9 protein-coding genes are annotated in these 13,341 nt (G+C 72.7%); 6 read left to right on the plus strand and 3 right to left on the minus strand.

All coding sequences use genetic code 11. The annotated features are described in order from the left end of the window. Nucleotides 1-5: 5 nt before the first annotated feature. The gene (locus tag ACRWND_RS05060; protein ID WP_431946322.1) at nucleotides 6-1,094 is read right to left on the minus strand and encodes a LacI family DNA-binding transcriptional regulator; all 1,089 of its coding nucleotides are present in this window, start codon (nucleotides 1,092-1,094) and stop codon (nucleotides 6-8) included. Nucleotides 1,095-1,119: 25 nt separating this feature from the next. Continuing rightward, complete coding sequence (locus tag ACRWND_RS05065) at nucleotides 1,120-2,781, minus strand: glycoside hydrolase family 13 protein (protein WP_431946324.1); 1,662 nt, start codon at nucleotides 2,779-2,781, stop codon at nucleotides 1,120-1,122. A gap of 327 nt (nucleotides 2,782-3,108) precedes the next feature. Between ACRWND_RS05065 and ACRWND_RS05070 the strand changes: the two genes are divergently transcribed. The 6 genes from ACRWND_RS05070 (at nucleotide 3,109) to ACRWND_RS05095 (ending at nucleotide 10,971) form a co-directional block, all read left to right on the plus strand. Next, the gene (locus tag ACRWND_RS05070; protein ID WP_431946326.1) at nucleotides 3,109-4,377 is read left to right on the plus strand and encodes an extracellular solute-binding protein; all 1,269 of its coding nucleotides are present in this window, start codon (nucleotides 3,109-3,111) and stop codon (nucleotides 4,375-4,377) included. 299 nt (nucleotides 4,378-4,676) lie between these two features. After that, nucleotides 4,677-5,678 (plus strand): carbohydrate ABC transporter permease, encoded by a 1,002-nt coding sequence (locus tag ACRWND_RS05075; RefSeq protein WP_431946328.1) that lies wholly within the window; start codon nucleotides 4,677-4,679, stop codon nucleotides 5,676-5,678. Nucleotides 5,679-5,731: 53 nt separating this feature from the next. Then, nucleotides 5,732-6,652 (plus strand): sugar ABC transporter permease, encoded by a 921-nt coding sequence (locus tag ACRWND_RS05080; RefSeq protein ID WP_431946330.1) that lies wholly within the window; start codon nucleotides 5,732-5,734, stop codon nucleotides 6,650-6,652. A 98-nt stretch (nucleotides 6,653-6,750) separates the two neighbouring features. After that, nucleotides 6,751-8,421, plus strand: coding sequence for a glycoside hydrolase family 13 protein (locus tag ACRWND_RS05085; protein WP_431946332.1), 1,671 nt, complete (start codon nucleotides 6,751-6,753; stop codon nucleotides 8,419-8,421). 31 nt (nucleotides 8,422-8,452) lie between these two features. Continuing rightward, nucleotides 8,453-9,493: a LacI family DNA-binding transcriptional regulator gene (locus tag ACRWND_RS05090; protein ID WP_431946334.1), complete on the plus strand. Its 1,041-nt coding sequence runs from the start codon at nucleotides 8,453-8,455 to the stop codon at nucleotides 9,491-9,493. Between the two features lie 191 nt (nucleotides 9,494-9,684). Further along, nucleotides 9,685-10,971 (plus strand): alpha/beta hydrolase, encoded by a 1,287-nt coding sequence (locus ACRWND_RS05095; protein ID WP_431946336.1) that lies wholly within the window; start codon nucleotides 9,685-9,687, stop codon nucleotides 10,969-10,971. Between the two features lie 322 nt (nucleotides 10,972-11,293). Here ACRWND_RS05095 and ACRWND_RS05100 read toward each other — a convergent pair whose 3' ends face one another. Continuing rightward, nucleotides 11,294-13,267 carry a hypothetical protein gene (locus ACRWND_RS05100; protein WP_431946338.1) on the minus strand — a complete coding sequence of 658 codons (1,974 nt, stop codon included), beginning with the start codon at nucleotides 13,265-13,267 and terminating at the stop codon, nucleotides 11,294-11,296. Nucleotides 13,268-13,341: the final 74 nt, after the last annotated feature.

Consider the following 13,341-nt stretch of genomic DNA (forward strand, 5'->3'; position numbering starts at 1 on the left):
TCCGATCAACCCCCGATGGGATCCTGTACATCCCGTGCACGCCTCCCGGCCGACTGCTGTACGAACACGGCTGCCCCGGCTTCGGGACCCGATGCCGTCGAACCGCGGACGACCAGTTCTGGCAGGAAGACGAACTCGCTGTGCGGGGCCGGGGTGCCGCCGACCTCCTCCAGCAGCGCGCGCACGGCGGCCTGGCCCATGGCCGTGACCGGCTGCCGGATGGTGGTGAGCGGCGGATCGGTGAAGGCGATGAGCGGGGAGTCGTCGAAGCCGACGACGGAGACGTCGCCGGGGACGGACAGCCCCCGCTGCCGAGCCGCGCGGACGGCGCCCAGGGCCATCATGTCGGAGGCGCACACCACGGCCGTGCAGCCCGCCTCGAGCAGGCCGGAGGCGGCGGCCTGACCACCCTCGAGAGTGAACAGCGAATGCCGGATACGCTCGCCCGCCTCGTCGGCGGATATGCCGAGGACCTCCTCCATGCTGCGCACGAAGCCCTCGATCTTGCGCCGCACGGGGACGAACCGCTCGGGGCCGACCGCGAGGCCGATCCGCTCGTGGCCGAGCGCGGCCAGGTGGGTGACGGCGAGCCGCATGGCCCCGCGGTCGTCGGGCGACACGAACGCCGCCTTGATCCGGGCGGAGAAGCCGTTGATCAGCACGAACGGCACGCCCTGGCCGTGCAGCCGGTCGTAGCGCGCCATGTCGGCGGTGGAGTCGGCGTGCAGCCCGGAGACGAAGATGATCCCCGCGACGCCGCGCTCGACGAGCATCTCGACGAGTTCGTCCTCGGTCGAGCCGCCCGGGGTCTGGGTGGCCAGCACCGGGGTGTACCCCTGCCGGGTCAGGGCCTGCCCGATGACCTGGGCGAAGGCCGGGAAGATCGGATTCTCCAGCTCCGGCGTGATGAGCCCGACGAGGCCCGCGCTGCGCTGCCGCAGCCGTACGGGCCGCTCGTACCCCAGCAGGTCGAGGGCGGCCAGCACGGACTGGCGGGTGGCCGCGGAGACGCCTGGCCTGCCGTTGAGGACCCGGCTGACCGTCGCTTCGCTCACCCCCGCCTGGGCTGCGATGTCGGCAAGCCTTGCGGTCACGGGATGCGACTGTACCGGTCGTACCTCAGATCGCCCACCAGATACATGAATCGGCCGGAAGACGGACGGAACCGCCGGTGGGGGAGACCGGCTCGGAGGAGAGCACCGGCCGCCCCGGGACGGGGACGTGCACCGGCTCCGAGGTGACGTTGACCGTGCACACCATGCCGGGCCGGGAGAACGCCAGCACCCCCTCGGGGGCGTCCAGCCAGCGCATCGGGCCGTCGCCGAGCCCGGGCAGTTCGCGGCGCAGCCGCAGGGCCGAGCGGTACAGCTCCAGCGTGGAGTTCGGGTCGCCGCTCTGCGCCTGGACGCTCAGCTCGCCCCAGCGCGCGGGCTGCGGCAGCCAGCTGCCGGCCGGGCCGAAGCCGTGGCTGGCGCCGTCGACGGTCCACGGGATGGGCACCCGGCAGCCGTCGCGCATCCCGTCCTGGCCGGTGTCCCGGAAGAAGGAGGGGTCCTGGCGGACCTCGTCCGGCAGGTCGGTGACCTCGGGCAGGCCCAGCTCCTCGCCCTGGTAGACGTATACGGAACCGGGCAGCGCGAGCATCAGCAGCGCCGCGGCCCGGGCCCGGCGCAGCCCGGCGACCCCGCCGCCGTAGCGGGTGACATGCCGGACGACGTCGTGGTTGGAGAGCACCCAGGTGGTGGGGGCGCCCACGGAGACGGTGGCGGCGAGGGACTCCTCGATCACCGCGCGCATCGCCCCGGCCTCCCAGGGGCACTGCAGGAAGTGGAAGTTGAAGGCCTGGTGCAGCTCGTCGGGACGGACGTAGAGCGCCATGCGCCGCGCGTTCGGCGCCCAGGCCTCCGCGACGCCGATGCGCTCACCCGGCAGCGCCTGCGAACGGGGTCCGGGGGAGTAGGAGTCGAGCAGCCGGCGCCAGGAGCGGTGGATCTCGTGGACCCCGTCCTGGTCGAAGAAGGGGAGCACCTGGGCGCCGATCATCTTGACCTGCTCCGTGTGGCCGATGTCGGGCAGGCCGGCCGCCTTGACCATGCCGTGGGCGACGTCGACGCGGAAGCCGTCGACGCCCAGGTCCAGCCAGAAGCGCAGGACGGAGTCGAACTCCGCGCGGACCTCGGGGTGGTCCCAGTTGAGGTCGGGCTGCTCGGGCGCGAAGAGGTGGAGGTACCAGTCGCCGTCGGCGACCCTTGTCCAGGCGGGGCCGCCGAAGACCGACTCCCAGTCGTTGGGCGGCAGGTGGCCGTGGGCGCCCCTGCCGGGGCGGAAGTGGTAGCGCTCGCGGGCCGGCCCCCCGGGGCGGTCGGCCAACGCCGCCCGGAACCACGCGTGCCGTTCGGAGGTGTGGTTGGGGACGATGTCGACGATCACCCGCAGGCCCAGCCCGTGGGCGGTGCGGATGAGCGCGTCGGCGTCCGCGAGGGTGCCGAAGAGGGGGTCGACGCTGCGGTAGTCGGCGACGTCGTAGCCGCCGTCCGCCTGGGGCGAGGCGTAGAAGGGGGTCAGCCACACGGCGTCGGCGCCGAGTTCCGCCAGGTAGGGCAGGCGGGCCCGGATGCCGGGCAGGTCGCCCACGCCGTCGCCGTCGCCGTCGGCGAAGGAGCGCACGTACACCTGGTAGATGACGGCGCTGCGCCACCAGCCGGGGGCGCGGCCCGCGTCGGGGGCGGCCGGGGTCTCGTCGGCCGCGTCGTGGCGGACGGGGGCGAGCTCTTGGGTCATGTCGTTCCCTCGTGGGTCGGCGCCGGTCTCAGCCGATGATCCCGATCCCACGCGTGATCGGCAACGCCTTCCAACTTTTTGCGGAAGATCGCGCAACCACTTCCAGGTCGGCTGCCATTCCCTCGGCGCGTCTCCTCCCGGAAACCCCGTGGACACGCAGGTGTAACGATCGGAAGATCTTTCAAGTTTTGCAGCAAGGTCTTTCGTCAGGCTTGCATCCCTGTTACGTTCCTCGACAGCCCGGCGGCCGCAACGGCGCAGTCGGCAGTGGGGGGCCGCGGCGACGCGCCCAGCACCATCACGGGCTTTCATCCTGGAGGAGATCACATGCGGCGTGGCATAGCGGCCACCGCGCTGGTTGCGGCGCTCGGGCTTGCGACGACGGCTTGCGGGGGCGGCAGTGACAAGGCCGACGGCGGTCCCGTCACCATCACCTGGTGGGACACCTCGAACGCGACGAACGAGGCGCCGACCTACGAGGCCCTGATCGCGGACTTCGAGAAGGCGAACCCGAAGATCAAGGTCAAGTACGTCAGCGTGCCGTTCGACCAGGCGCAGAACAAGTTCCAGACGGCCGCCGGCAGCAAGGGCGCCCCCGACGTGATCCGTGCCGAGGTCGGGTGGACGGCCTCCTGGGCGAAGTCCCAGTTCCTCGCGCCGCTGGACGGCACCCCGGCGCTGGCCGACCAGGACGACATCAACCCGTCCCTGCTCAAGCAGGCGCAGTACGAGGGGAAGACCTACGGCGCCCCGATCGTCACCGACACCCTCGCGTTGATGTGGAACAAGGAGCTGCTCAAGAAGGCCGGCTTCGACAAGGCGCCGGCCACCTGGGACGAGCTCAAGACGGTCGCCAAGGCCGTCAAGACCAAGGCCGAGGCCGACGGCTTCTGGCTGCGCGCCGACTCCTACTACGAGCTGCCCTTCCTCTTCGGCGAGGGCACCGACATGGTCGACGCCGCGGCGAAGAAGATCACGATCAACTCGCCCGAGGCCGTCAAGGCCGTCGACGTCAGCAAGTCCGTGCTCGCCTCCCCGGGAGTCCACGAGCTCGACGTGACCGCTGACGCGTACGCTCACATGCAGGACGCGTTCGTCAGCGGCAAGGTCGCCATGATCATCCAGGGCCCCTGGGAGCTGACCAACATCTACAAGGGCTCGGCCTTCACCGACAAGGCCAACCTCGGCATCTCCGCCGTCCCGGCCGGCTCCACCGGCAGAGCGGGCGCCCCGACCGGCGGTCACAACCTCGCCGTCTACGCCGGTTCCGACAAGGCGCACCAGGAAGCCGCGCAGAAGTTCGTCGGCTGGATGACCTCCGGTGCGACCCAGGCCGAGATCGCCCTGAAGAACGGCACCCTGCCGACCCGCACCTCCGCCTACACCGCCGAGGTCAAGGCCGCGCCCGGTGTCGCCGAGTTCCAGGACATCCTGGCCGACGTGGCCCGCCCGCGCCCGGAACTCCCCGAGTACAGCTCGCTCTTCGCCGACTTCGGCACCAACCTGACCAGCATCCTGCAGGGCAAGGTCGCCACCCAGAAGGGCCTGGACCAGACCGCCGAGTCCTACAAGAAGCTCGTCAAGGACTTCCAGTAACAGGCCGCGGGCCCAGGCGGGGTGGAGAAAGGAGCGGGTCGAGGGCCGAGTCCGGTACGGCGGGGAAGGAAGACGCAGCGGAGCTGCGGCGACCGACCACACCGCCGCCGGGCGAGAGCCGTCGACCCGCGACGCCGGCCCGCCTTTCCGTGTGGCCTCCGAGGCAGCCATGAACCGTCCGGTCCGCCGCGCCCGCCACGGGCGGCGGACCGGACGGCCACCGCCCGCGTCCGCACGCACACCCTCCGCCGTGCGGCCGGGCCGTACCCCCTGAGCGAACTTTCGAGAAGGTGCCGAAGATGACCGTCGCCGCCGAGGGCGGAACCCGGGAGACCAAGCGCGGCGAGGCGCCGCGCCCCGGTCCGCTCAGCCGCATCCGGCAGTCCTACAACCGCAACTGGTATGCCTGGGCCATGGTGGCGCCGGTCGTCGCCGTCATCGGCCTGCTGGTGCTCTACCCCCTGGTCCGCGGCGTCTACCTGTCGCTGACCGACGCCGACAGCCAGAACGTCGGCCGGACGATCGGCGTCAACAAGATCCCGGACTCCTTCTCCTGGGTCGGCCTCAAGAACTACACGGAGATCCTGTCGGGCGCGGACCACCAGTTCTGGCCGCACTTCACCTGGACCATCGTCTGGACGGTCGTCTGCGTCACCCTGCACTACGGCCTCGGCCTCGGCCTCGCGATGCTGCTGAACCGCAAGCTCCGGGCCCGCACCTTCTACCGGCTGGTCCTGATCCTGCCGTGGGCCGTCCCGACCTTCGTCACGGTCTTCTCCTGGCGGCTGATCCTCGCCGACGACGGCGGCATCCTGAACACGGCCCTGCACGCGATGCACCTGCCGACGCCCGCTTGGCTGAGCGACCCCTTCTGGCAGAAGACCGCAGCGATCATGGTCAACACCTGGGTCGGTGTGCCCTTCATGATGGTCTCGCTCCTCGGCGGCCTGCAGTCGATCCCCTCGGAGCTGTACGAAGCGGCCGAGATGGACGGCGCCACCCCCTGGCAGCGGTTCCGCCACGTGACGCTTCCCGGCCTTCGATCGGTGAGCAGCACGGTGATCCTGCTCGGCGTCATCTGGACCTTCAACCAGTTCGTCGTCATCTTCCTGCTGTTCGGCGTGAACGCGGGACAGGACGCCCAGATCCTGGTGACCTGGGCCTACCGCCTCGGCTTCGGGCAGGACCCGCGCGACTACGCAGGCTCCGCCGCCTACGGCGTGATCATCCTGTCCATGCTCATCGTCTTCGCCTCCGCGTACCGGCGCTGGCTCGCCCGCACCGAGAACGCGGCCGCCTGACGGCCGCACCGGCCAGGACAACCGCCATGACGCAAGAGAGGGCAGCCACCCCCATGAGCACCACCGCAGACCTCCCCGCCGCGGGAGCCGCGAAGGACGCGGCCCCCGCCCCCGTCCGCGCAGCGACGCGCCGGCGCACCGGCCGCGGCGAGCGCGGCCGGGCCGCCTCGGTGCTGATCCACGGCGTACTGATCACCGCGAGCCTCATCGCCGCGTTCCCCGTGCTGTGGATCGCCTGGGTCTCCTTCGGCCCGGACAAGACCGACTTCCTCCACCCCGCCGACATCGCCGGGAAGTTCAGCTTCGAGAACTACACGAAGGTCCTCGCCGACACGAACTTCCTCCGGTGGTTCCTGAACTCCGCGATCGTCGCCCTCGGCACCTGCCTGCTGGGCGTGTTCGTCGCCGCCAGCGCCGGCTACGCGGTCTCCCGGATGCGCTTCCCGGGCCACCGCCAGCTGATGTGGACCTTCCTGGTGACCCAGATGTTCCCGGTCGCCATTCTCATGGTGCCGCTGTACAACATCCTGGCCGATCTGGGCCTGCTCGACACCTACTGGGGGCTCATCCTGGTCTACTGCACCACCGCGGTGCCGTACTGCGCGTGGCTGCTCAAGGGCTACTTCGACACCATCCCCCAGGAGATCGACGAGGCCGGACGGGTCGACGGACTCAGCCCGTTCGGCACCTTCTACCGGCTGGTGCTGCCGCTGGCCCGGCCGGGACTCGCGGTGGCGGCCTTCTACACCTTCCTCACCGCGTGGGGAGAGGTCGCCTACGCCTCGGTCTTCATGCTCGGCGAGGACAAGTACACCCTCGCCGTCGGCCTCACCACCTTCGTCAGCGAGCACGACAACCAGTGGGACCTGATGGCCGCCACCTCCGTGCTCATCGCGCTGCCCGCGTCGGGCTTCTTCTACGTCGTCCAGCGGCACCTGGTCACCGGCCTCACCGCCGGCGCGGCCAAGTCCTGAACCGCACCACCCGGGGCGCCCGGGCCCGGCCCAGGAGGCCGGGCACCCCGGCCCCGCCCCGTCGCCGCACCGAGCCCTCCATCCTCCAAGGGATCACCATGACCCAGTACCTGGCGGACACCACCCGTCACCCCCACACCTCCGACCAGCCCGCGGCCACCGCGGACTGGTGGAGAGACGCGGTCATCTACCAGGTCTACCCCCGCAGTTTCGCCGACGGGAACGGCGACGGCATGGGCGACCTCCCCGGCATCCGCGAGCGCCTCCCGTACCTGCGCGACCTCGGCGTCGACGCCGTCTGGCTGAGCCCCTTCTACGCCTCCCCGCAGGCCGACGCCGGCTACGACGTCGCCGACTACCGGGCCGTCGACCCGATGTTCGGCACCCTGCACGACGCCGACGGGCTGATCCGCGACGCCCACCGGCTGGGGCTGCGGATCATCGTCGACCTGGTCCCCAACCACACCTCCGACCAGCACGAGTGGTTCAAGCAGGCAGTGAGCGAGGGCCCCGGCTCCCCGCTGCGGCAGCGCTACCACTTCCGCCCCGGCAAGGGCGCGGGCGGCGAACTCCCCCCCAACGACTGGGAGTCGGTCTTCGGCGGACCGGCCTGGACCCGCGCCGCCGACGGCGAGTGGTACCTGCACCTGTTCGCGCCCGAGCAGCCCGACCTCAACTGGGAGCACCCGGCCGTCCAGGACGAGTTCCGCTCGATCCTGCGCTTCTGGCTCGACATGGGCGTCGACGGCTTCCGCATCGACGTGGCGCACGGCCTCGTCAAGGCCGACGGCCTGCCCGACATCGGCGCCCACGAGCAGCTCAAGCTCCTTGGCAACGATGTCCTGCCCTTCTTCGACCAGGACGGCGTCCACGAGATCTACCGCTCATGGCGGCGGATCCTCGACGAGTACTCCCCGAGCCACTCCCCGAACCTGCGGCCGGGAGCGCTCCCGGGCGCCCGCATCGCCGTCGCCGAGGCCTGGACCCCCACCGTCGAGCGCACCGCGAACTACGTGCGCTCCGACGAACTGCACCAGGCCTTCAACTTCCAGTACCTCGCCACCCGGTGGGACGCCGCCGAGCTGCGCGCGGTCATCGACCGCTCGCTCGACGCCATGCGCCCGGTCGCCGCTCCCACCACCTGGGTCCTTTCCAACCACGACGTGGTCCGCCACGCCACCCGGCTGTCCTCCGACGGCAAGACGTACGACGTGCGCCGCGCCCGCGCCGCCTCGCTGCTGATGCTGGCCCTGCCCGGCTCCGCCTACGTCTACCAGGGCGAGGAACTGGGCCTGCCCGAGGTCACCGACCTGCCCGACGAGCTGCGCCAGGACCCGGCGTTCTTCCGCGCCGCGGGCCAGGACGGCTTCCGCGACGGCTGCCGCGTCCCGATCCCGTGGACGTCCGAGGGCCCCAGCCACGGCTTCGGCAGCGGCGGCAGCTGGCTGCCGCAGCCCGAGAGCTGGGCGCGGCTCAGCGTCGCCGAGCAGACCGGCGACCCGGCCTCCACCCTGGAGCTGTACCGCGCCGCCCTGCGGCTGCGCCGCGAGCTGCCCGGGCTCGGCGCCGGCGAGTCCGTCCGGTGGGAGGACGCGCCGGAGGGCGTGCTGTCCTTCCTCCGGCCCGGCTTCGTGTGCACCGTCAACACCACCTCCGAGCCAGTGACACTGCCCGTGCCGGGGGCGCTTTCGCTGGCCAGCTCCGCCGTGGAGATCACGGCGACCGGGGTCGTCGTCCCGGCCGACACGACCGTCTGGTGGGCCGTTTGACGTGCGTCGCCGTCGCATAGGGTCGGTAGCTGTGACCACCACAGCTCGACTTGCCGACATCGCGGCCCAGGCGGGGGTCAGCGAGGCCACCGCCAGCCGCGTGCTGAACGGGAAGGCGGGGGTCGCCCCCGCCACCCGGCAGAAGGTGCTGGCCGCGCTGGACCTGCTCGGCTACGAGCGCCCGGTGCGGCTGCGGCGGCGCAGCGCCGGCCAGATCGGACTGATCACCCCCGAACTCAACAACCCGATCTTCCCCGCCTTCGCCCAGGTCATCGAGCAGAACCTGACCGGCTACGGCTACACGGCGGTGCTGTGCACCCAGCATCCCGGCGGCTCCACCGAGGACGAACTGGTGGAGGCGCTCGTGGAGCGCGGGGTGCGCGGCATCGTCTTCCTGTCCGGGCTGCACGCCGACGTCACGGCCGATCCCGAGCGCTACGCGCGCCTCCTGGGCCAGGGCGTGCCCTATGTGCTGGTCAACGGCTTCAACCCGGCGATCGCCGGACCATACATCTCGCCGGACGAGCGCGCCTCGGCGCGCATCGCCGTCCAGCACCTGGCCGAACTCGGCCACCAGCGGATCGGGCTGGCCGTCGGGCCCGGCCGCTTCGTGCCGGTGCGGCGCAAGGTCGAGGGCTTCGTCGAGGCACTGGGCGAACTGCTCGGGTTCGGCGAGGAGCAGGCCGGAGAGTACGTCCGGCACACCCTCTTCTCGGTGGAGGGCGGCCACGCGGCCGCGGGGACGCTGCTGGACAAGGGCTGCACCGGCATCGTCTGCGGCAGCGACCTGATGGCCCTGGGCGCGGTGCGCGCGGTGCGGGAGCGCGGCCTGACTGTCCCCGGGGACGTCTCGGTCGTCGGCTACGACGACTCGCCGCTGATCGCCTTCACCGACCCGCCGCTGACCACGGTCCGCCAGCCGGTCGAGGCGATGGGCGCGGCGGCGGTGAACACGCTCCTGGAGGAGATCGGCGGCACCCCTGTGCAGCGCTCGGAGTTCGTCTTCCAGACGGAACTGGTCGTCCGCGGCTCCACGGGCAAGGCGCCCGGCGGCAGCCGGCGCCCCCACTGAGGACACCAGCCCGCGCCGCCCGGTGCGTATCCGCTCGCGGCGGCCCGCGCCGGCCGCTGTCGCGCCGTCATGAGCGACCGTGCGGCGCCCTTCCCCTGCGACATCCGGCCCGACCCGCAACCCCGCCGGGCCCGGGGCGTCGTAACGGATGACGGACCTCCGTCATCCGACGCGACGAAAAGAGACAGCCTATGAAGACCCGCAGCGCACGGGCCACGCTGACGACACTGGCCGGTGTACTCGCCCTCCTGGCCGTTCCCGGGACCGCCGGGGCCGAGGACAGGCATCCGGGGCCGGACCACGGCCGGCCGGGTGTGAGCGAGGTGCTCTACGACCTGGGCGACGAGGCGTTCCGGCCGCCCCGTTCCCTGGGGTACGTGGGGGACAACGAGCTGAACGGGGCCGTGTATGTGCCGGCCGACCTCGCGCACGGCCGCCACCCGCTGATCGTGATCGAGCACGGCATCCACGCCACATGCGCCGACGCGGACGCGGCCCGGGACCTGGCCGCCGCGCAGGAGGCCCTGGCGCGGGACGAGGAGGCCGGCGACACCGCCGACGCCGAGAAGCAGCAGGCGATCATAGAGGCGGCCGTCGCCGCGCTCTGGGCGTGGCCGTGCGCGCCCGGCACCGACCGGATCCCCAGTCACCGCGGTTACGACTACCTCGGCCGGGATCTGGCGCGCCGCGGCTTCGTCGTGGTCTCCATCGGCACCAACGGCATCAACGCGACCTCGGCGGGCCAGGCCGACACCGTCTACCAGGCGCGGGCCGCGTTGATCGAACGCCATCTGGTGATGTGGCGGCAGTTGGCGCTGACCGGCGGCGGCCCGCTCAAGGGCCGCTTCACCGACGCCGCTTCTGGGCGCGTGTCGGCGGTGGACTTCCGGGGCCATGTGGATCTCGGCGACGTCGGCCTGATCGGGCACTCCATGGGCGGTGGCGCCGTCATGCAGGAGATCGACGACAGCAACCGGGCGTCCTGGCCGCAGGGCGTCTCCATCCGCGCGGCGTTCGCCCTGGCCCCGGCACAGACCTGGGATCCCGTCACCGTGACCAAGACGCCGTTCGCGGTGATGTGGGGGACGTGCGACGTGACCAACGGCGGCACATACGTCGAGCAGAACGAGGGCGCCAACACCGTGCCCCTCCACAAGTTCACGGTCACCGGCGGGGTCCACAACTTCTACAACAGGCAGTGGTCGCCGGCCGGCGGGCAGGTCATGGCGGAGGACGACTCCGTACCCGGCAGCCGGCCCGGCACCTGCCAAGCGCAGTTCCAGGACGCGCCCCTGCCGCAGCCGGACCAGGACGAGCTGTCCGAGGCACAGCAGCGCCGCATCACCCAGGCATACGCCGGGGCGTTCTTCGCGCGGCACCTGCTGGGCGACAAGCGGTACGACCGCGTCCTGCGCGGCCAGGCGCGGTTCCCCGGCATACCCGACGTGATCGACGTGCGGTTCGACGCGGGCCGGTGACCGGCGTCCGAGGGGCGCGGCGCGTTCCGTGCCCCTCGGACGGGCTCGGGCGGGTCGGCGCTCGCGGTGGCGGCCCTCGCCGTCCCCACCCCGGCCCCCGCCGCCCTCCGACGCGGCGTTCGCCGCGCAGCCCGCGCGGCACGACCTCACACGGGGGCAGTTCTACTGCGTACTGCCGGATCGTTTCGCCGACGGCGACGGCTCCAACAACCGGGGCGGTCTGACCGGCACTCGGCTGAGCACGTGCTACGACCCCACCGACAGGCGGCCCGTCGTCGGCCCGTCACCTCACCCGCGCCCACCCGGCCCGTCCCCTCAGGGCTCAGCGCAGCGTCGTGAGCTCGGCGCCCGAGTCGAGTACCGCCGACAGTTCGGCCCGGGAGTCCTGTGCGGCCCGTACCGCCATCGTCGGGCCCTTCGAGGAGCCCGTCACGCCGCCCGTGGCCTTGATCCGCGCCACATCCCGGCTGCCCGCCGCCAGCAGATACCAGTGGCCGGCCGCCGACTTCCACAGCACTCCGGCGAGTACCCGCGGCACCGCCCGGCCGCACGCCCCGCCGTCCCGGTCGCTCTGGCCCACCGGCGCGCCCTGGGCGCCCGGTTCGGACACCGGGGGCAGGAACAGCGCCAGCGTCCGCCCGTCCGTGCCGCGCCAGGTGTCGGCGCGGGCGCAGACCCACGAGGCCTGCCCGTTGTCCTCCGGCAGGCGTTGCGTGGCGTACCGCCAGACATTGACCGAGCGCGTGCCCAGGCCGCTCATGGAGGAGAGGGTGCAGGCCGTCCGCGCCACGTGCGCCAGTGCCGCGGGGCCGGTCGCCTCCAGCGGTGTGCCGCCCTTCGGCGGCTGGTACGTCAGATGGGCCGGCACCAGGTCGCCGAGGTCGCTCAGGAGGAACGGCCGGTCCAACCCGAGCCCGTCCGCGGCCCGGAACTCCAGTGCGGGCCAGGTGTCCCCGCACACCCCGGGACGGCTGTCCGCACCCGGCATCCGCACCGGCTCGGTCACCCCGTCCGCCGTGCGGTCCAGCTTCGCCGGGGCGCGGCCCGGGTCCCGCAGGTCGCGCGAGGCCGCACCGGCCACCCAGGGGGCGGTCAGGAACCGGGTGTTGCCGTTCGTCCGCCCGAGGACGACGGCGGCCGTGGTCACCCCCGCGCCGTCCACCCGGGCGAAGTCCAGGGCGGCCGTGCCGCCGCCTCCACGCGGCTCGGCGTAGCGCACCAGCCGCAGACCGTCGTACATCAGCACCACGGTGGCCTCGTCCACGTCCCCCGCGTACAGCAACTGCGGCTGCTGCGCGGGCAGTCCCCCGGAGGTGCCCTTGGTGGCCGACACGGCGACCGCGGAGGAGGGCCGGGCCCATACCGCCATCGCCCGGACCAGCAGTGCCCGGTCGCCGGCCCGGCTGCCGCGGGTCGGCCAGGCCGTGAAGTCCACCCGGGAGGCGCGGGTCCAGGCGGTGTTCTCCACCCGTACCAGCTTCGCCGGATCCAGCAGCCCCGCGGCCCCGTACGGGCCCGGGGACCCGCCCGCCGCGTCCGGGCCCAGCCCGCCGGCCAGCACCGCGACCAGGGCCGCGGCCGCGGCCACGACGACCGCGCCGGCCGCGGCGAGGCCCACCCGCACGCGCTGCCGTCTGCGCAGCAGATCCGTCGGCCGGGCCCGCACGGTGCACGGGTCGAGTCCGCTGCCGCCCAGCAGCAGTCCCTCGGGCACCGCCTTGGCGGCCTTCAACGCGCCCCGCGGGTCGGCCACCCCGGCGGCCAGCAGCAGCCTGCGCACCTCGCGGCCGTCCGCGTGCCGGGGCCGCTCGAGTTCCAGCAGCGCATACGCCGCCCGCCCGGCCGCGTTCAGCCCGGCCAGCGCCCGGTCGAGCTCCGCCTCGTCCGTCCCGGTCGCCTTGGTGTGCAGCCGCAGGCCGAGGACGTGCGGCGCCAGGCCGGCCATCAGCGCCCTGCGCAGCCGCCCGCGCCAGCCCCGCTCGCGTCCGAACACCAGCGCCGTGTCCAGCACTTCATGACGCATGAGGGCGTACGCCGGGTCGATGGTCCCGCGCGGCCCGGCCACGTCCACCACGGCGGGGTCCGGTTCGCACGGCGAGCGCGGCAGCGCGCCCTGCGTGAGGGTGTGGGCGGTCAGCACCCTGCGGTGCCGGCCGAGCGACGGCGGCAGCGTCAGGTAGGCGAGCCGGACCAGGTGCGGGTAGTTCTCGACGAGTGCGGCCTCCGCCTCCTCGACGTCCACGATCACGGGTGCGCCGTGCCGGGGGCGGGTGGCGGTCGCGTGCTGGGCGTTCACGGTCCGTGCAACGAGTGGACCCCGGGGATGGTCACCGGGCGGCCGGGCGGGCGCCCGCGCCTTCGGCATCGGGC

This window comes from Actinacidiphila sp. bgisy167 (assembly GCF_965342175.1).
Lineage (GTDB): Bacteria > Actinomycetota > Actinomycetes > Streptomycetales > Streptomycetaceae > Actinacidiphila.

Coding starts and splice junctions, on each gene's coding strand:
- ACRWND_RS05065 (WP_431946324.1), bottom strand. CDS start 2,781: ATGACCCAAGAGCTCGCCCCCGTCCGCCACGACGCGGCCGACGAGACC.
- ACRWND_RS05085 (WP_431946332.1), top strand. CDS start 6,751: ATGACCCAGTACCTGGCGGACACCACCCGTCACCCCCACACCTCCGAC.
- ACRWND_RS05080 (WP_431946330.1), top strand. CDS start 5,732: ATGAGCACCACCGCAGACCTCCCCGCCGCGGGAGCCGCGAAGGACGCG.
- ACRWND_RS05095 (WP_431946336.1), top strand. CDS start 9,685: ATGAAGACCCGCAGCGCACGGGCCACGCTGACGACACTGGCCGGTGTA.
- ACRWND_RS05070 (WP_431946326.1), top strand. CDS start 3,109: ATGCGGCGTGGCATAGCGGCCACCGCGCTGGTTGCGGCGCTCGGGCTT.
- ACRWND_RS05075 (WP_431946328.1), top strand. CDS start 4,677: ATGACCGTCGCCGCCGAGGGCGGAACCCGGGAGACCAAGCGCGGCGAG.